The 17910-nt window shown below is 48.3% G+C and carries 17 protein-coding genes; 16 read left to right on the top strand and 1 reads right to left on the bottom strand.

Annotation, left to right across the window (positions count from 1 at the left end):
* Window positions 1-97 precede the first annotated feature (97 nt).
* The 3 genes from FMR86_RS08650 to FMR86_RS08640 all read left to right on the top strand — a co-directional run bounded on the left by FMR86_RS08650 (window position 98) and on the right by FMR86_RS08640 (window position 4965).
* Window positions 98-1255, top strand: a complete 1158-nt coding sequence (locus FMR86_RS08650) for an efflux RND transporter periplasmic adaptor subunit (protein WP_163350697.1) — start codon at window positions 98-100, stop codon at window positions 1253-1255.
* The gene (locus FMR86_RS08645; RefSeq protein WP_163350696.1) at window positions 1255-4491 is read left to right on the top strand and encodes an efflux RND transporter permease subunit; all 3237 of its coding nucleotides are present in this window, start codon (window positions 1255-1257) and stop codon (window positions 4489-4491) included. Before FMR86_RS08650 ends, FMR86_RS08645 begins: the two co-directional genes overlap by 1 nt.
* Window positions 4492-4602: 111 nt before the next feature.
* The gene (locus tag FMR86_RS08640) at window positions 4603-4965 is read left to right on the top strand and encodes a cupin domain-containing protein (RefSeq protein WP_163350695.1); all 363 of its coding nucleotides are present in this window, start codon (window positions 4603-4605) and stop codon (window positions 4963-4965) included.
* A gap of 58 nt (window positions 4966-5023) precedes the next feature.
* Here the strand turns inward: FMR86_RS08640 and FMR86_RS08635 are convergent, their stop codons facing one another.
* Window positions 5024-6016: an aldo/keto reductase gene (locus FMR86_RS08635; protein ID WP_163350694.1), complete on the bottom strand. Its 993-nt coding sequence runs from the start codon at window positions 6014-6016 to the stop codon at window positions 5024-5026.
* A 106-nt stretch (window positions 6017-6122) separates the two neighbouring features.
* On the opposite strand from FMR86_RS08635, the gene FMR86_RS08630 reads away from it, so the two are divergent.
* The 13 genes from FMR86_RS08630 (at window position 6123) to FMR86_RS08570 (ending at window position 17909) form a co-directional block, all read left to right on the top strand.
* The gene (locus FMR86_RS08630) at window positions 6123-7013 is read left to right on the top strand and encodes a LysR family transcriptional regulator (RefSeq protein ID WP_163350693.1); all 891 of its coding nucleotides are present in this window, start codon (window positions 6123-6125) and stop codon (window positions 7011-7013) included.
* Between the two features lie 82 nt (window positions 7014-7095).
* Window positions 7096-8433 carry a hypothetical protein gene (locus FMR86_RS08625; RefSeq protein ID WP_163350692.1) on the top strand — a complete coding sequence of 446 codons (1338 nt, stop codon included), beginning with the start codon at window positions 7096-7098 and terminating at the stop codon, window positions 8431-8433.
* Between the two features lie 117 nt (window positions 8434-8550).
* The gene (locus FMR86_RS08620) at window positions 8551-8805 is read left to right on the top strand and encodes a hypothetical protein (protein ID WP_163350691.1); all 255 of its coding nucleotides are present in this window, start codon (window positions 8551-8553) and stop codon (window positions 8803-8805) included.
* Entirely contained in the window at window positions 8802-8963 is a 162-nt protein-coding gene (locus FMR86_RS08615) for a hypothetical protein (RefSeq protein ID WP_163350690.1), read from the top strand. The genes FMR86_RS08620 and FMR86_RS08615 overlap by 4 nt, the downstream gene beginning before the upstream one ends.
* A 280-nt stretch (window positions 8964-9243) precedes the next feature.
* Window positions 9244-10644, top strand: coding sequence for a B12-binding domain-containing radical SAM protein (locus FMR86_RS08610; RefSeq protein ID WP_163350689.1), 1401 nt, complete (start codon window positions 9244-9246; stop codon window positions 10642-10644).
* Between the two features lie 38 nt (window positions 10645-10682).
* Window positions 10683-12014 carry a surface carbohydrate biosynthesis protein gene (locus FMR86_RS08605; protein WP_163350688.1) on the top strand — a complete coding sequence of 444 codons (1332 nt, stop codon included), beginning with the start codon at window positions 10683-10685 and terminating at the stop codon, window positions 12012-12014.
* A gap of 216 nt (window positions 12015-12230) precedes the next feature.
* Complete coding sequence (locus FMR86_RS08600; RefSeq protein WP_163350687.1) at window positions 12231-12926, top strand: formyltransferase family protein; 696 nt, start codon at window positions 12231-12233, stop codon at window positions 12924-12926.
* Between the two features lie 60 nt (window positions 12927-12986).
* Window positions 12987-13520 carry a GNAT family N-acetyltransferase gene (locus FMR86_RS08595; RefSeq protein WP_163350686.1) on the top strand — a complete coding sequence of 178 codons (534 nt, stop codon included), beginning with the start codon at window positions 12987-12989 and terminating at the stop codon, window positions 13518-13520.
* Between the two features lie 140 nt (window positions 13521-13660).
* Window positions 13661-14221, top strand: coding sequence for a class I SAM-dependent methyltransferase (locus FMR86_RS08590; RefSeq protein ID WP_163350685.1), 561 nt, complete (start codon window positions 13661-13663; stop codon window positions 14219-14221).
* The gene (locus FMR86_RS08585; RefSeq protein WP_163350684.1) at window positions 14218-15216 is read left to right on the top strand and encodes a PseG/SpsG family protein; all 999 of its coding nucleotides are present in this window, start codon (window positions 14218-14220) and stop codon (window positions 15214-15216) included. The genes FMR86_RS08590 and FMR86_RS08585 overlap by 4 nt, the downstream gene beginning before the upstream one ends.
* Window positions 15216-16067, top strand: coding sequence for an amidohydrolase family protein (locus FMR86_RS08580; protein WP_163350683.1), 852 nt, complete (start codon window positions 15216-15218; stop codon window positions 16065-16067). The genes FMR86_RS08585 and FMR86_RS08580 overlap by 1 nt, the downstream gene beginning before the upstream one ends.
* Window positions 16064-16855, top strand: coding sequence for a WbqC family protein (locus FMR86_RS08575; protein ID WP_163350682.1), 792 nt, complete (start codon window positions 16064-16066; stop codon window positions 16853-16855). The genes FMR86_RS08580 and FMR86_RS08575 overlap by 4 nt, the downstream gene beginning before the upstream one ends.
* On the top strand, window positions 16845-17909 hold the full coding sequence (locus FMR86_RS08570) for an N-acetylneuraminate synthase family protein (RefSeq protein ID WP_163350681.1): 1065 nt from the start codon (window positions 16845-16847) through the stop codon (window positions 17907-17909). The genes FMR86_RS08575 and FMR86_RS08570 overlap by 11 nt, the downstream gene beginning before the upstream one ends.
* Window position 17910 lies beyond the last annotated feature (1 nt).

Raw genomic sequence — 17910 nt, 5'->3', positions numbered from 1 at the left:
GTTAAGGATTGTATAGGTGATTTAATAAGGGAAAAATTGGATTGTTGTCTGATATTTATATCGTCTGTTTATTATACAGATCGTTCCGGAGCTGGTTATGACTAAAAAATGTATTCTTGTTGCTATGTTGGGTGCAGTTATAATGCTTCTGGTGCTCTGGATGAGTGGTTCATTCAAGTCCGGGGTGATTGAACAGGGACGTATCGTCTCAGCCCGCAGCGGGGATGCTCCCGCGCGTAGGGCTGTTGCCGAGCTGGTCTCTGTTCCGGTTGTTTACGAAGCAGTTGGGACTGTCCGTCCTGAGACTGAAGCTTCCATTGAAGCGCAGGTTACCGGAAAGGTGCTCAAGGTGCTGGTCCGCTCCGGGCAGAAGGTGCGTAAGGGCGACAAGCTTATCGTGCTGGACAACAGGGAATTCAAGACCCGTCTTGAAAGCGCACAGCAGGGTCTTCAGTCTGCGCAGGCTGCCGAACGTCAGGCCCGTGAGGCCATTAATGCGGCCAAGGCTGAGTCGGATACGGCCACGGCAACGTGGAAGCGGATGAAAAAACTTTTTGCCGACAAGGTCGCCACGCAGGACGAACTTGACCGCGTGGAGGCAAATTACCTTAAGGCCAAGGCTGCACTGGCTCAGGCCGGGGACGGTCTGGATGCTGCTTCTGCCGGAGTCAGGCAGGCCCGTAAGGGTGTGGAAGGTGCGCGGATCAACCTCGGCTACACCGCCATAACCGCTCAGGCAGACGGCGAGGTGGCCAAGCGCATGGTCGAACCCGGTGATCTGGCTTTTCCCGGCAAACCGCTCATGCTCATTCAGACCGGGGGTGCCCTGCGTCTGGAGGCCCTTGTTCGTGAGGGCGTTATCGGGCAGGTGCGCATCGGACAGAAGCTTGGGGTGGACATTCAGGCTCTCGGCGAGCGGGCCGAAGCAGTGGTGGAGGAGGTAGTTCCTTCTGCTGATCCACTGACCCGCACCTTTCTGGTCAAAGCCGGGCTTGATCCTCTGCCCGGACTTTATCCCGGTATGTTCGGGCGGCTGCTCATTCCCGTAAGCGAGAAGGAAGTTGTGCTGGTTCCGGCCAAAGCTGTTTCCCGTGTGGGGCAGCTTGAAACCGTACTGGTGCAGAGCGGCGAAAACTGGGAGCCGGTTTATGTGCGCAGCGGTGCTGGGCACGGCAGCAAGCTGGAAATCCTATCCGGGCTTAGCGGCAATGAAACCGTGGGCTTTGGACTTTCCGCAGCCGGAGGGCAGCAATAATGTCTGCTCCAGCAAATCCTGAACAGGCACAGGGGTTGATCGCATCGGCGGTCCGTTTTTTTCTGCATTCCAAGCTGACTGTGGTGCTGGTTATCGCTGCGCTTTTGCTGGGCGTGGCTGCTGTGCAGCTGACCCCGCGTGAGGAGGAGCCTCAGATTGTAGTCCCCATGGCCGATATCATGGTGCAGGCTCCCGGCGCCGGAGTGGAGGAGATTGAGAAGCTGATCACCACTCCGCTGGAAAGGATTCTCTGGCAGATTGACGGGGTGGAGTATGTTTACTCCGTTTCCCGGCGCGATTCTTCCATGGTTACAGTCCGGTTTTATGTGGGCGAGGACCGCGAGGAATCCCTGATCAAACTGCACAACGCCATTGCAAAAAACACAGACATGGCCCCGGGGATTGTCTCAAACTGGGTGATCAAGCCTGTTGAAATTGACGATGTACCCATTGTGGCCCTGACCCTTTATCCGGCTGATGGCCGGGCTGATATTTCTGATTTTGAATTGCGCCGGGTGGCTGAAGAACTGGTTTCCCGGCTGGCCGAGGTGGAAGACCTTTCCCGGGTTTCCCTTGTCTCCGGGCGTTCCCGTGAGGTGCGGGTGGAACTGCTGCCTGAGCGCATGGCCGGATTCAATATTTCCCCGCTGGAAATCGGAGCGGCTCTCCAAGGTGCGGACCAGTCCGCAGTGGCCGGATCAGTGCTTTCGGGCAACCGTGAGATCATCGTCTCCGCCAATTCTTTTCTCGAAGATGCGGCTGATGTGCGTAATCTGGTGGTCGGGGTGTTCAATTCCCGCCCGGTCTATCTGCGTGATGTGGCTGAAGTCATCGATGGCCCGCAGGAAGCGGATTCATATTCGCGGATCGGTTTTTCTCGCATGTACCTGACGCAAACCGGACAGGACCCGGAACAGGGGGCCCGACCAGCGGTGACCATTGCCTTTTCCAAGAAAAAAGGGACCAACGCGGTCAAGGTGGCCGAGGCCGTGCTTGAACGCATGGAGCAACTGAAAACGGCTATCCTGCCTGCCGGAATCGAAGTGGAAGTCACCCGCGATTACGGCAAGACCGCAGACGCCAAGGTGGACGAACTGCTCGGTTCGCTGGGATTTGCCGTGATTACGGTGGTCGTCCTGCTGGCCCTGACTCTCGGCTGGCGCGAGGCCGCAGTTGTGGCCCTTGCCGTGCCGATCAGTTTTTCGCTGGCCCTGTTCGTCAACTACCTGCTCGGCTACACCATCAACCGGGTCACCCTGTTCGCGCTCATCCTTTCCCTCGGTCTGGTGGTGGATGATCCCATAACCAATGTGGACAACATCCAGCGGCATATCCTCATGAAAAAGAAGAAACCGTCCGAGGCAACCCTTGATGCGGTTTCCGAGGTCCTGCCCCCGGTTATCATGTCCACACTGGCAATCATTGTCTCGTTTGTGCCGCTATTTTTCATCACCGGGATGATGGGACCGTACATGGCGCCCATGGCCGCCAATGTGCCGCTGACGGTGACTTTTTCCACTGTCTGCGCCCTGACCATTGTACCGTGGCTGGCTTTTCGGCTGCTCAGGAATCTGCAGCCCGGAGATCTGGCTGCCGCATCCGGGACGGGCCGTATTGAGTCCATGTATACCAAGGTAATCACCCCGTTTCTGGAATCCCGCGCACGTCGCTGGATGCTGATGGGGGTGATTGTAATCGGGCTGGTTTTTTCCATGGCTCTGGCCGGACTGCGGCTGGTGCCGCTCAAGATGCTGCCCTTTGACAACAAGAATGAATTCCAGATCGTCATCGACATGGATGAAGGTACACCCCTTGAACAGACCGACCGGGTGGTCCGTGAGCTGGAGCAGGTCCTCAAAACCGTGCCTGAGGTGACCAATTACGTGACTTATGCCGGAGAACCCTCGCCCATGGATTTTAACGGGCTGGTCCGTCATTACTATTGGCGCGAGGGCGGCCATATGGCCGATATCCGGGTTAACCTTGCGGACAAGTCCCTGCGTGAAGAGCAGAGCCACGCCATTGTGCTCCGTTTGCGTAATGAATTGGAGCAGGTGGCTTCCCGTAATAAAGCCAATATCAAAATCGTGGAATCCCCACCCGGACCTCCGGTGATTTCAACCATTACCACCGAGGTTTACGGGGCCGAGGACCGTCCCTATTCCGCACTCATTGAAGGGGCAGAGCAGATTGCGCAGGCCATGAAACAGGAACCCGGCGTGGTGGACATCGACACTTCCACCGAGGCCGGCCAGACCATGGTCGATTTTGTGCTCGATAAGGAAAAGGCGGCCCTGCACGGGGTCAGTGCCCGTGACGTGGTCAATACCTTGCAGATGGCCCTTTCGGGCATGGTTCCGGCTACGGTGCACGAGCAGGGCGAGCGCAATCCCCTTCCGGTGCGGCTCATCCTGCCGCTCTTACGCCGGGCGGATGTGTCCTCTCTTGAACAGCTAAAGGTTCGGACCATGGACGGCAATTCAGTTCCGCTGGCCGAATTGGGGACTCTGGTTGAAATCAGCCGCGAACAGCCCGTTTACCACAAGAATCTCAAGCGCGTGGTCTACGTGTTTGCGGAAATGGCCGGGCGCGCTCCGGGTGAGGCCATCATCGACATGCAATCCCGGTTTAAGCAGGACCCGCTGCCCCCGTTTATCTGGTCCGACTGGGCCGGAGAGGGCGAGTGGCAGATCACGCTTGATGTCTTCCGTGACCTCGGACTTGCCTTTGGCGCGGCCCTGCTGGGCATCTATATTCTGCTCATTGTGGAAACCGGATCATTCGGCATGCCGCTTTTGATCATGTGCGCCATTCCGTTGACCCTGCTGGGCATCATGCCCGGATTCTGGCTGCTTAATGCGGTCAGTGCCGGGACCGTACAGGGCGTGGTCGGTGAAGCTTTTGCCGATCCGGTATTTTTCACCGCCACCGGCATGATCGGCATGATCGCGCTGGGCGGTATCGTTATTCGCAACTCGCTGGTGCTCATCGACTTCATCCGCAAGTCCGTTGCCGAGGGCATGGACCTCAAGGCTGCAATTATCAAATCCGGTTCAGTGCGGCTGCGGCCCATCGCGCTCACTGCGGCAACCACCGCCCTCGGCGCATGGCCCATTACCCTCGACCCGATCTTTTCCGGTCTGGCATGGGCACTCATCTTCGGGCTTTTTGCCTCCACCCTGTTTACGCTGCTGGTTATTCCGGTGGGGTATTATGTTTTTGAGAGGGAAAAATAAACGAAGTTGACTTACATCATATAATTCCTACTCTCTTTGTGTGAAATATAAGCCGTAGGGGTTGAGAAAATCAACCTGAATATAAAACGACCCATTTACATGGAGGTTCATATGGCTGACTTCGAACTTAAGGATCTTACTAACGTAACCATAAAGAATATTGACCATAACAAGGTACTGAACCTGACCGATCTGGTTGTCTACCAAGAAGGGCAGGTGGTCAGCAGGACCCTTTCACAGGTCAAGCAGATTTCCCTGACCCTGTTTGCTTTTGATGCCGGGGAGGGGATCAGCACCCACAGCGCGCCGGGCGATGCCATGGTGCAGGTGTTGGACGGTGTGGCCGAAGTGACCATCGGCGATGATGTCTTCAACGTTGGCGCAGGTGAATCAATCGTCATGCCCGCGAATATTCCCCACGGCCTTGAGGCCCGCGAGCGGTTCAAGATGCTGCTGACTTTGATTAAGCAGTAGAATTAAAGTTTCGGAAAGAATTAAGGCCCCTTGCGCGATTGCGGAAGGGGCCTTTTCATTACAAATTCACACCCTTCATGCCCTCATCCGTATAGCGGTTGCCCTGCACTTTATGTGTTGCAAGTATTCCTTCAATGGCGGTGAGGTCATCACTGCTCAGTTCAACCTGAACAGCACCGATGTTTGAATCAAGGTTCTTTATTTTAGTTGTTCCGGGAATAGGGATGATGTTCTCGCCCTGTGCGCAGACCCATGCCAGCGATAGTTGGGCCAGTGTGCAGCCCTTGCTCTTAGCAATCGGGCTTAGTGCCTCAGCAATTGCTTTATTGCTGTCGTATGCTTTGCCCTGAAAACGGGGCAGCAGATTCCGGAAGTCGGTTTTATCTTCCGAGGGTTTCCAGTTGCTGAGCAACCCCCGGCAGATGGGGCTGTAAGGCACAAAGCTGATTCCCAGTTCACGGGTCAGGCCGAGTATTTCCTGTTCCGGGTCGCGGGTGAGCATGGAATATTCCGATTGCAGGGCCGAAAGAGGGTGTACTGCATGGGCCTTGCGCAGGGTTTCCGCTGAAGCTTCGGAAATACCGATGGCCCTGATTTTACCCTCTTCCACCAGCTTGGACATTTCACCGACGGTTTCTTCAATGGGCGTGTCAGTATCCACCCGGTGGATGTAGTAAAGGTCAATGTAGTCGGTTCCCAGCCTGCGCAAGCTCTCATGGCAGGCTTTGCGGATATATTCCGGCTTTCCGCTGATGGTCCGGGCATACTCTCCGTTTTCACGCACAATGCCGAATTTGGTGGCGATTACCGCTTCATCCCTGCGACCGTGCAGGGCTTTTGCCAGCAAATTTTCGTTGTGGCCGTCGCCGTACATATCAGCAGTATCAAAGAAATTAACCCCCTGATCAAGGGCGTGATGGATGAGTTCGCAGCCTTGCTTTTCCGAGGTCGGTTCGCCGTAAAATTCACTCAAGCCCATGCAGCCAAGGCCGATGGATGAAATTTTGATTTCGCTGTTGCCGAGTTCTTTTAAAGCTATTTTTGCAGACATATCTATCTCCGGTTTGGTGTTGCTGGATGAGCGTATTAATATTTCCGGGAAATAAATATGTCGAATATATCTTTTTGATCAGAGTAATATCTGGTAGATATTACTGATGGAAACAAGACAGCTTAAATATTTTTTGGCCGTGGCTGAGGAATTGCACTTCGGGCGTGCCGCCAAACGGCTTCATATCTCACAACCCCCACTCAGTCAGCAGATAATGAAATTTGAGGATGAGCTGGGAGTGAAACTTTTCAAGCGCAACAAACGTTCTGTGTCCCTGACCGCAGCCGGGGAATCATTGCTTGGGGATGTGCGGCCCATCCTGCGTTCCATTGAACGGGCAGAAGCGAATCTGCAGGACGCCGCATCCGGACAGGGAGGCCGACTCAGGCTTGGATACATAGGCCCGTCCCTTGAGCTTCTGGCTGATATTGTGCGAAAATTTAAGGAAGAGTTCCCCGGTGTAAAATTAGGATTGACGGAAATGTTCACCAACGAGCAGCTTGCCGCTCTGCGCAGCGGGGAAATTGATGTCGGCGTGATGCGTCTTTTCCGTCATGATGTCGCAGATCTTGAGTGCGAGCTTTTTTACCGGGAATCTTACGCACTGGCTGTCCCTGCCGGGCATCGGTTGTGTGGGAAGAAGAGTGTGGATATATCCGAGCTGGCCGGGGAGCCTTTTATTTTTTTTCCGCGCGAAAGTCAGCCCCGGCTTTATGATGAATGGATGAGGGTGTTCGCAGATGCCGGATTCGTGCCGGATGTGGTGCAGCAGGCGGCTAGGAAAAGTGCCACCGTAGCCCTTGTGGCTGCCCGGATCGGCATCGGTATTGTGCCTGAGAGCATGGCCCGCCGAAAACCGCATGGGGTGGTTTTCAAAAGGTTGACCGGAAAATTTCCGGCTATTGAACTGCATCTGGTCTACATGAAATCGTCAGACTTTCCGGCCATAGGGAACTTGATTGACACTGCGCGTGCGCTTGTTCCACGTTTGAGTTGAATCCATAGTGTCCTTGCAAAGAGGTGACCGGAAGTTTATACGCAGTTTTATGGTAAGCATGAGTACATTTAAGGAAATGCGAATGGAAAAGTTCAGTTATATAGGACGTCCTGATGGTATCGGCAACAGACTGGAAGAAATTTTCAAGCTTGAGTGTCTTTGTGAACAGACCAATTCACAGTGTGAATATATCTGGGTGAATCGTCAGGCATTCAGGTCGTATGATTTTCTGTTCAGAGCCGATAATGTGCACCTTGTTGCGGAGCAGGAACCGACATATCCTGTACAGGATTCTCTTCCCAAGGTTGTCGGTACCCGTTCAGAGTATCTGAAGGCTGCCCGAAAAATCATACCTAATTTCGACATATCCTTTGCTACAGAAGTTTCTCCTGTGGGAATTCATATTCGCGGTACTGACAGAATAAACGATGAAACTGAGCATCCGCATTTTATGAGAAGTTATAATGAACTTCTTTTGTATATGCTTAATACGGTTTCCCTGCTGAATGAGAGCAGACCGGAATATGTTTTTATTGCTTCCGAGTCTCCAGCCCTGCGTAATTTTTTTATAGATCACCTGCATGAGTCAATAACTGTCATTGATCCTGTCTGTGCTGCGGATGTTCCCGAGGAGTATAAAGATTTTTTTGCTCTTACTCTATGCAGTGAAATATGGATGGTCTCTAAGTTTTCTTCGTTTTCCATTGTTGCATCGCTGCTGGGGGATATCCCGCTGAATACATTTTTCACTGACGGGAAAGTTGCCCAGAGATATAAAGCAAAATTTAAATACCATAAATTATGTTCGGATTCAGAGGCTCTTAAAGATGATTCTGACTGCGGTTGCAATGTGCAGTCTTCGGGAATTGCTCCTTCCATGAAGTTAAGTCTGGGGCTGAATACTTCAATGAAGTCCATTGGGTATACTTCTGTGAGTCTTGAAGGAGAACCGGATATTGTGGATGACGCTCAAGAGCTCTCAAAAATTCCAGACGAATCCTGCGAAAGGATAATCGCAAGCCATGTGTTGGAGCATTTCGACTATAGCGGGCGGGCAAGTCAGCGGGTAACAAAAGCTATCGAAATTCTACGTGTCTGGCATTCTAAGCTGGTTCCGGGGGGGATGGTTTATATTTCTGTCCCGGATTGGGAAAAACTGTTCGCTGTTATGATGAACTATAAAGATAATTATTGGGATATTGAGGATACTCCGTTTATCGACCCCATCGGCCCAATCTTCGGCGGCATGGAGACAGCTTACAATACCCACAGAATGCTATTCAATTTCAGCTGTCTTAAGCATTGCCTTGAACAGGCAGATTTTACAAATGTACAGCCTGTTGAAAATGTTGCTCTTTTTACCGGATTTAACGGTTCGGCCAGACATTGGAGCAGCATTAATGTTTGCGCCATCAAATAGATGGAAGTGAAGTTTGAATTCAAGTGTTAATCATGAGACTGAGATTTGTATTCAGGCTTTGCGCGGTTTATTTCAGGGGTGTATTTTGATCTCACATGCAAACCAAAGGAGGTCACTATGGCTCTTGGAAGAATAGTTGTTTTTGCAGCCGGTGCTACAGCCGGCGTTCTGGCTGGTTATGCTCTGAAATCTGAAAAAGTCCGTCCCGCAGCAGTGTCCACTGTAAAAGCCGGGCTTAAGGTTAAGGACTGGTCTGTAAAACAGTACGAAATCATCAAGGAAGATGTGAAGTCTCTGGCTGAGCAGGCCAAGGAAAAGGGCAGTGCCCTTGTTTCCAATGAAAGCAAAGAGACCGCGGAGGAAAGTGCATGAGTACATTAGCAAGAATCGCACTCTTCGGGGCCATCGGCACACTTCTTTTCCTGCCGCTGGTTGTCAAACGCAGGCATCGCCACCGTCATCGCCACGGCAGCCCGGCCCTTGTCCGCTCCGGCGGTAAAGGCGGCGGTGGAGGTAAAGGCCGCAAGTAGCTTAACTGCCAAAGGTATTTATTAACAATCAAGACCTGCTTCGTTAGCGAGGCAGGTCTTTTTTTATTGCTGATGGGGCAAGGGGAAAAGTTCTGTTTATGCTTTAATCTCAGCCTTGCAGCAAGGTTTTGCATTTCTGTTATGTTTCGTTATTTTTGTAAGTAGGGGGGCTCCTTGAATTTTCCCTTATCTTTCGTTAAATAGATCATACAGTTCTATGAAGGGTTCGGAATGATAGAAAGAATATAGGCCTTTCAAAATATATAAGAAGAGATTTTTCATGACCAATAAGATTAAACGCATTGCTCTGATTCAAGTTACCCGCCCTTTTGTAGCACGCCCTGAAATCGGTCTTGGGACTGGATACCTGAAAGCATACATTGAACACAGGTGGCCAGGGCGTTTTTCTATTGATATTTTTGATTCTACTGATGCGTATAATGTTGTTCTGGCAAATGTTGAATCCTATGATTTTGTAGGTCTGTCATCTGTTACGCAGCTCTACGGCGTGGCAATTGATATTGCAAAGAAGCTGAAAGAGGCCAAGCCGTCTATTGTGATCAACATAGGCGGAGCGCATATTACTGCAATACCGGAATCTTTGGATCTGGCATTTGATACTGCTGTCTTGGGTGAGGGGGAAATTAGTTTTTCAGATTTGGTTGATGCGGAAGACAGAGGGCTTTCCCGCAGTGAAATTTTATCTATTCCGGGGATTGCAGGCAGGAATGAAGATGGGTCTTTGAGCATGGGGCCCAAACGAAAATATATTTCCAATCTTGATGATATTCCCTTTCCCATTAGGGATATATTCAATAAATATAGAGCCGTACCAAGTCTAATTACTTCCAGAGGCTGCCCCTATGACTGTGAATTCTGCACAAACAGGATAATGTGGACCAGATCTGTAAGAAGACCCCAACCCAAACGGGTTGTCGATGAGATTTGCCATTTAATGGAGCATGTTGAAGATATACGGGTAATTGTTTTTCGTGATGATATTCTTTTCCTGACTACAGAATACCTGAAAAGAGTCGTTTCACATGCAATGAAGTATGCTCCTCAGGTGATTGAGATACCGAAGGTTATTTACTCTCATGTAAATGTTATGCAGGATCCTGAATTTGTTATGTTGCTTCAGGAGTTTGGCGTTGTGAAAGCTCTTTGCGGTTTTGAAAGTGCTTCTGAACGTATTTTGAAAATCTTAAAATCAGGTCGAGTCACAACCGAACAAAATCAGAAAGCCATTGATGTGTGTCACTCTCTAGGAATGGAGATCGGTGGCAACCTGATTATCGGCACTCCGTACGAAGATCGGCAGGATCTTATTGCAAGCTATGAATTTGCCAGTAAAAACGTTCAGGATGGAAAAGTAGGGGCTTTTTCAACATCCATTCTGACTCCATTTCCCGGGAGCAAATACTGGGACTCTTTTGTTGGTCCCGATTTTGATCCTCTAAATTTCAACTGGGGATGTTTGGATGAGTTGGCTTTTTCTACGTATTGGCAGGATACAAAAGGGGGGGGACATATAGAAGACTGGTGGAAAAAGCGCAATGAACAGGGCAACCCGTATCTGGGTAAATTGCCTGAATATGAATTCCTGCAATTGGTAGATAAATATGAGCCGCCACTGCTGGCAGCTCAGGAAGAATATCTCAGGAAAGACAAGAAGTACTAAATCAGGCCGAACTTGACTTCTGAGGGGGGCCATATAGTATGAGCGTTATGGATACTATTAAATATTTATATCTTTCAACTGAAGTCAGTGCAAGGGAGTTCGATTCAAAGATACTGCTTGCCCTGCAGGCCTTACGAAATGGATATACTTCTGTTGTCGGGGAAGACCATTTTTTTTACCGAAATATTGAAAAACTTCCCCCCGGCGTCCTGTTTGAAAAATGTTTTACTGCCGATCATTATGACCTGATCATAAAACCAGCCAGCGAACGCGGTTTTATTGTTACCGGTATTGACGAAGAACAGTTGAACAGTTTCAAAACACCTTTCATGCATCGAAGAGCCTATCCTGAAAGTCTTGAAGCGGCTACAGCAGTATTTACATGGGGAGATCATCAACTATTGAAGATGATGAAAGAGAGGCCTCAATATAAGTATAAATATATAAAAGCCGGGTCCCCCAGAATAGATCTTTTGACTCCGCAGGGATGTGAATTTTATAGACCTCATGCCGAGGCCTTAAAGAAAATTTTTGGCGATTTTTTGCTGGTAAATCTGAATACCCATGTGGAGCATCTCGGCGGAAATGAGTATGCGACCAAGGCTGTTGTGGCTACAAAGGTCGTTGACATGCATAATCCTGAAGAGATAAAATTTTTGGAGAATTTGTTCACCCGGGCCAGCCTTGTCTTACGTGAACTGCTTAACGTGGTAAGCTATTTCGGTGAGAATCACCCTGAGGTTACTGTCATTATCCGTCCCCACCCAGCTGACAACGGTCAGGAGTTAGCCCGCTTTGTTTCACAATACGATAATGTCAAAACTATTTTCTACGGCCCTCCCGAACCATGGTTGCAGGCATCAACCCTTTCTCTAAGTTCCGGTTGTACTACTTCCTTAATGTCAGTCATGATGGACCATCCAACTATTAGTTATATACCTCCTTCCGTTGCCGATTACTCGGACCGACACATAGCAAACGTTGTTTGTCCTATTGCGGAAAGCCGGGGTGCGGTTGTGGATGCATATTTTAAGACTCTTGCGGGAGAAACTGAATGGTTTACCTCCCATATTAAAACTACCGCAGCCATCAGGGAAAAGTTCACTGAGTTCTCTCCTGATAAATTGTCTTCCGTCACGATGATGGAACACATTGAAAAACTTTATGTTGAGCGCGGCTTTAGTAATGAAGAGAGGCTTGACTGTAATGCTCTGGATTTATCCTACGGAGTGTCAAACTATAAATTTCCGATGGTTTCCCTTGGGGATGTGCAGGAAATGGCTGATCGAATGATCAAATGTTTTGATATCCCAGTGCAATGCCGGGTTGAAGAGATCAGGCCGAGGGTTTTTCTTTTTTCGGCTGAATAGCTTTAGCGGTGATGTGATCTTTTAGACGAAGAATTTCTAAATAAAAAAGAAATAAAAAAATGCGAAAAACCCGCTGTGCAGAATGTATGGCGGGTTTTTTTTGAACTTGCCGATTTATCTGGTTTTGGAATATGAACAATAGATGAAAGTGTCGGAGGTCTCGAAATGATTTTGTCATCTGTTGCTGCTTAGGGAATGTAGCGGGAATTAGTAATTTTGCAAAAAAAATACAAAGTTAATCTGCTTGGACAGGGCTTAAATCGCCACGGCTGGGAGCCCATAAAAGAAATCTTGCGGCAATCCGGAGCTGAGTGTCTAATGTTTAATCATCATGAAACATTACCTGCGGAGAGCGACTTAGTCATTCTTCTTGGTTATGACCGGATAGTTCCTAAGGCACAGATAAAGCAGCCATCAAGGGGAACAATACTGTTTCATTCAAGCGACCTTCCGGAGGGGAGAGGCTGGGCCCCCATATATAACACCATCGCAAGAGGGCTGCCTTTGACCCAGACTTTGTTGTTTGCGGAAGAAGAAATTGATTCAGGTGATATTATTGCCAAAGCCCGCTATCCGTTGAGCGGCAATGAGACAGAAAGCGAAGTACGTGACATAGATGATGCTTTGACCGTTTTTTTACTTAAAAATAAAATTTCAGATATTCTGTCGGGAAAAATAAAAGCTCAAAAACAGGATAAAAATCCCTTTTCGTGGTGGGATAGACGTACCCCTGCTGATTCTGAAGTTTTTGTTGATGACAACACACTTCGAATTTTAGACCATGTAAGGGCTCTTCCCGAAAAAGCTCCTGCCTTTGTATATATTCGTGGAAGAAAATTTTTTCTGAGACTCGAACCCGAAGACAATGCCTATGGTGTTAAGAGCGGGTTAATCGAACTGGTGGCGGATTGATTTGGATTGTTTTCGGTATGTAAGACGTTCTTCGTATTGGACAGACCATGGGGAATTGCAATGAGTTATTTTATAACAGGCACTAAGGTCGGATTACGCGGTTTATCGCTGGACGATGTAGATGGCAACTGGTTTTCGTGGTTTAACAACCCTGAGATTACAAAATATATGTATAACGGAAGTTATCCGAACACCCGGGAAGGATTGATAAAATTTTACCAATCAACCTGTGTGGACAATTCTGCCCATCTGGTTTTAGCTATCATTGATATTGCCAGCGGAGCACATGTGGGAAATCTGGGTCTTCACCGCATAGATCATCTTTATCGCAGGGCAGAATTGGGGATTGTTCTGGGAGAAAAAGATTTTTGGGGAAAAGGTATAGGCAGTGAAGCCTGCAAACTGATCTGCGGTCACGGTTTCGCACGTTTTAATCTGCATAAGATTTTTTTGAGAACAGAATTTGAAAACGTGGGTGCCATCAGGGCTTTTGAAAAGGCCGGATTCAGTCAGGAAGCCGTTTTGAAAGAGGAAATATATCGGGATGGGGCGTTTCGGGACAGTGTGTATATGTCCTGTTTTTCACCTTATTAAACCTTTGAGTTTGGCAGGAATAACATTTGAGGACAAATTACAAAAAAATTTCCAAATCTGAAATCAGAGCAGAATATAATGCGTCTGCAAAAGAGTTCAATTGTGATCATGAGAGAGGCAAATGGGGGAGCCGCGCAAGTATGACCGGACGCTTCCACACTCTTTTCGATCTTATAGACCTTTCCGGCGTAAATCGTTGGCTTGATATCGGATGTGGACCGGGAACTCTTTTTGAGCAGGCTTTGCAGGCCGGATACGAGTTTGATTTTCTCAAAGGGGTCGATATCTCATCTGAAATGATCAAGGTCGCCAAATCTAAAAGACTGTCCGGTAATATTGAATTCTCTGAAGAAGACCTGGAGTTGTCTCCAGGTCCTGTGAAATTTGATTTTGTTTCCATGATCGGTGTGCTGCAGCAGTGCGCTATAAAACCTGTAGATGCTTTTAAGTCCGTTGCTCAAAAAATGAATCCGGGGGGCCGTTTCTTTTTCACAACCAAGCACATAGGCTGGGTTGAATTTACTTCCGGGCGGCTTGAGCCGGAAAGAGGTCATTCATGGTTTTCTATGCCTGACCTTAGGGACGGATTGGATGAAGCTGGTTTTTCAATTCTGCATGAAGGCGGGCTTCTTCCTGTTGAACGAAAATTTGTCTCCCCGGAGGATTCGCATACGGTTTATTTTCTAGTGGAATTAAAATGAGTTTCTCGACTATTCATGTCATTGCGGAAGCGGGCAGTTCAATCGGTTATGGACATTTAATGCGTACTGCGTCTCTCGCCCATAATTTAAAGTTAAAAAATAACGCGGACATAGTTTACTGCTCATCTGCTGGGAGCGATCTGAGCTCTATTTCCGAATATTGTGACAAAATAATTCTTACCGATGATAAGCGCGAATGGGAAACCATTCCTCCGGGAAGTCTCGTTATTGTTGATGGTTATGATAAAGGGGCTAAACTTTTGACAACGCTTGGAGAGCGCAACATCTTCAGGATAGCCTATGACGATGCAGGAATCAGGGGAGTTAACCCTTGCGAAGTGCTTGTGTGCGGCATGCCGGGAGAGAAGGCCGGACGTTATACAACTCCGGAAGGTTGTGTCCGCTGCATCGGTCATGAGTACGCATCTATCAGAAAAGATATTCTTTCCCTGCGCGAAGCCGGGAACATCGATACTGGCAATGGCACTATCCTGATAACCATGGGCGGCAGTGACCCTGGTGATGTTACTGCCACATGCGTTGAAGCTCTTTCGGCAGGAAATTATCCGCTGTCAGTAGTGCTTGGTCCCGGATACAAGGGAAAGGCCGAAGAGTTTGCAGGTTCCGGCAACATTTCCTTTTATAGAAATCCCGTTAATTTTCCGGAAATGATGGCCGCCTGTACTCTTGCCCTGTCAGCTGCAGGAGGAACTTCTCTGGAACTTGCCTGTCTGGGTAAACCCATGGCCTTAATATCATTGGGTAAAGATCAACTCGATAGCGCAGTGACATTACACGATCGTCATGCGGCAAAGCATTTGGGATATTTTGCGAATATCTCAGGAGAGAAGATTCGCAGTGAAATTTTTGATTTGATGAATGATCCAGCCCGGCTCATTGAGATGGGGGAAAGGGCTGCCAGTTTTGTAGACGGTAAAGGTCCCGCCCGATTAGCCGATATAGTTTTACGAGAGTTTACAAATTGGAGTCTGTAATGAGAATACTCGATGCTGAAGTGCATACGCTCCCTCCTGAGTGGTGCACGGATGCCTATGCGCCTGAAAGCACTGAAAATATAATCCTTCCGGCAATGTATGAACACCCCCAGAGGGACAAGGCTCTTGCCGGAGCCCATGAGGAAGGATTATTGGCTGAAATGGAGCGGGTCGGCGTGGACGGAGCCGTGATTATGGGACTGCCTTGGAAAAGTGCTCAACGTTGTGAACGGAATAATGAGTATGTTGCGCAGGTTTGTGCCCGGAACAGTAAAAAATTCAAGGGACTGGGTATACTCCCCCCCCCTGAATCAGAAGTTCCCGAGCATGCGGTACTCCGGCTTAAAGAAACTTACGGTTTTACGGGAATAAAGGTTATCCCTTCATGGCATGGCTATAGACTGGACTCATCTATTTTAGAGCCGGCTTTAGCCCTGATGGAAAAGGAAGGTTTGGTTTTGATGTCTCATACTGACCATCTTTTTTTAAATCCGCAGGACTCCGATACCGCATATTCCTTGCTTGAAGTTGCCAGACGCCACCCCGAATTGAAAATATTCTGCCCGCATTTAGGCGGTCTTTTGTGTTTATATGCCCTCCACGCCCCCATAAAACCGGCATTGAAAAATCTTCTTTTTCTGGGCTCTGTGTCTGCTACGCCGCAAATGATTTCCTTTGCCCAGCAAAGTATCGGAGCGGACGCTGTTTCTTTTGCAACGGATTTTCCATTTAATATGGAGAATGACATGTTCTCTGTGGTAAATGATTGCAAAGATCTCCCAATGGATACAGATACACGCGAAAAATTTTTTTACGGTAACCTTATGCGTTTTCTGGGATGGGAGATATGAAAATTATTTCAGGCCACCAACCGGTATACATGCCCTGGCTCGGTTTTTTTCATAAAGTGGCGCTGGCGGATATATTTGTGGTTATGGATGATGTTCAATATCTGCAGCAGGACTGGAATAATCGCAATTACATTAAGGGCGGGCATGGTCCGGTGCGGCTGACTGTTCCCGTAAGTTTAAAAAAATCAAAAAGCAAAATAATCCGTGACATAAAAATTCAATCAGAAGGTGACATAGAAGCATCAAGTCACTGGCAAAAAAAACACTATCTTTCCATCCGCTCATGTTATGCAAGGGCTCCTTTTTACTCCGAGCACGCAGAGTTTATTGAAAATCTTTTCCTGAATAAAAAATGGGAATGGCTGCATGAGTTAAATTATGAAATTCTTAAATATATGCTGGGATATCTGGGACTGGAAACCGAACTTGTCATAGCGAGCGAATTTGGTTTCCAGGGAGTGAAGTCCGACCTTGTTCTGGATCATTGCCTGAAGCTGAACGGGAACATCTGTGTTTTGGGCATGCATGGAAAGGATTATATTGATTGCGACTCTTTTTTCAGAAAAGGGATCAGCCTCCACTTTCAGGATTATGTCCATCCGCGCTATGATCAACTGTTCGGTGAATTCGAAAGCAATCTTTCAACACTTGATGTGCTGATGAATGCAGGAAAAAACAGTTTAGAGATTCTCCGGTCAGACAATGTTACCAGAAGTGAATTGTTAGACGCCGTCAATAAATCCGAAACACCAATAGTTTATACCCGCAGGTCAGATCATGAAAAATAAACTACATTTCGAAATTGAAGATAGGAAAAGCGGTCCCGTATATCTTATCGCTGAGATAGGAATCAACCATGGCGGTGATTATGCGTTAGCTCTGGAAACAATAGATGCGGCAGTTGGAGCCGGTGCTGATGCTGTAAAATTCCAGAGTTTTAAAGCAGATGAATTCATGTCAGATAAAGATCTTTTGTATTCTTATGAAGAAAACGGCGTAGTCGTGCGTGAGTCGATGTATGACATGTTCAAGCGTTTGGAACTGCCGGTTGAATGGCACATGGATCTTAAAAATTATGCTGAGTCAAAAGGGGTTGATTTTCTTTCTTCAGCGGCGGACAAAGCCTCGGCCAACCTTCTTGTGGAAATGGGAGTCTCGGCTATAAAATTGGCCTCGGAAGATCTTATAAATTACCCGCTTTTAAAACACATAGCTACCCTGGGGCAGCCTGTGATACTATCAACAGGAATGGCTGAGGAGTGGGAAATCGAAAAAGCACTTGATGAACTTGCTGCTGTCGATGTCATGCTGCTGCATTGCGTATCCCTATATCCGACACCATTGAACCAGGGGAATCTTTTACGCATCAAGTCGCTTAAGAAGAAATTCGGCAAAGTTGTGGGTTATTCTGACCATACTATGGGGATTGAGGCTGCGGAACTGGCTGTCGCCCTTGGTGCCGTTTGTGTGGAAAAGCATTTTACTTTAGATAGGACCCTTCCGGGTCCGGATCATTCTTTTTCTTGTACTCCCGATGAGTTAAAAGAATTGCGTGTCCGGCTGGATCGTGCTGTTGATATGCTTGGAAACGGTGCCTTTGCGCCGGGAGAGGAAGAGTGCAAAGCCCGTCTTGATTTCAGGCGAAGTATTGTGGCTGCGAGGCCGTTGAAGGCGGGGACAGTCCTTTCCGAAGATGATCTGCATTTGCAGCGTCCGCACACCGGCATTCATCCTGTTGAAATGGAGAAACTGGTTGGCCGGAAATTGTCGGTGGATGTTGAGGAAAGGGAGCAGCTGTCATGGAATTTTTTAGCTGACGACCTCCGTAATGGACAACTATAGG

It is taken from the genome of Desulfovibrio sp. JC010 (genome assembly GCF_010470675.1).
In the GTDB taxonomy this organism is placed as follows: Bacteria; Desulfobacterota; Desulfovibrionia; order Desulfovibrionales; family Desulfovibrionaceae; genus Maridesulfovibrio.
Note: the sequence above shows the minus strand (reverse complement) of the source record. Positions and strands in the feature narration are given on the sequence as shown.

What these genes read in the sequence shown, in the direction of transcription:
- FMR86_RS08625 (WP_163350692.1), top strand. Translation starts at nt 7,096, where the DNA reads ATGGAAAAGTTCAGTTATATAGGACGTCCTGATGGTATCGGCAACAGA.
- FMR86_RS08635 (WP_163350694.1), bottom strand. Translation starts at nt 6,016, where the DNA reads ATGTCTGCAAAAATAGCTTTAAAAGAACTCGGCAACAGCGAAATCAAA.
- FMR86_RS08580 (WP_163350683.1), top strand. Translation starts at nt 15,216, where the DNA reads ATGAGAATACTCGATGCTGAAGTGCATACGCTCCCTCCTGAGTGGTGC.
- FMR86_RS08610 (WP_163350689.1), top strand. Translation starts at nt 9,244, where the DNA reads ATGACCAATAAGATTAAACGCATTGCTCTGATTCAAGTTACCCGCCCT.
- FMR86_RS08590 (WP_163350685.1), top strand. Translation starts at nt 13,661, where the DNA reads ATGACCGGACGCTTCCACACTCTTTTCGATCTTATAGACCTTTCCGGC.
- FMR86_RS08650 (WP_163350697.1), top strand. Translation starts at nt 98, where the DNA reads ATGACTAAAAAATGTATTCTTGTTGCTATGTTGGGTGCAGTTATAATG.
- FMR86_RS08570 (WP_163350681.1), top strand. Translation starts at nt 16,845, where the DNA reads ATGAAAAATAAACTACATTTCGAAATTGAAGATAGGAAAAGCGGTCCC.
- FMR86_RS08615 (WP_163350690.1), top strand. Translation starts at nt 8,802, where the DNA reads ATGAGTACATTAGCAAGAATCGCACTCTTCGGGGCCATCGGCACACTT.
- FMR86_RS08620 (WP_163350691.1), top strand. Translation starts at nt 8,551, where the DNA reads ATGGCTCTTGGAAGAATAGTTGTTTTTGCAGCCGGTGCTACAGCCGGC.
- FMR86_RS08585 (WP_163350684.1), top strand. Translation starts at nt 14,218, where the DNA reads ATGAGTTTCTCGACTATTCATGTCATTGCGGAAGCGGGCAGTTCAATC.
- FMR86_RS08595 (WP_163350686.1), top strand. Translation starts at nt 12,987, where the DNA reads ATGAGTTATTTTATAACAGGCACTAAGGTCGGATTACGCGGTTTATCG.
- FMR86_RS08630 (WP_163350693.1), top strand. Translation starts at nt 6,123, where the DNA reads ATGGAAACAAGACAGCTTAAATATTTTTTGGCCGTGGCTGAGGAATTG.
- FMR86_RS08575 (WP_163350682.1), top strand. Translation starts at nt 16,064, where the DNA reads ATGAAAATTATTTCAGGCCACCAACCGGTATACATGCCCTGGCTCGGT.
- FMR86_RS08645 (WP_163350696.1), top strand. Translation starts at nt 1,255, where the DNA reads ATGTCTGCTCCAGCAAATCCTGAACAGGCACAGGGGTTGATCGCATCG.
- FMR86_RS08605 (WP_163350688.1), top strand. Translation starts at nt 10,683, where the DNA reads ATGAGCGTTATGGATACTATTAAATATTTATATCTTTCAACTGAAGTC.
- FMR86_RS08640 (WP_163350695.1), top strand. Translation starts at nt 4,603, where the DNA reads ATGGCTGACTTCGAACTTAAGGATCTTACTAACGTAACCATAAAGAAT.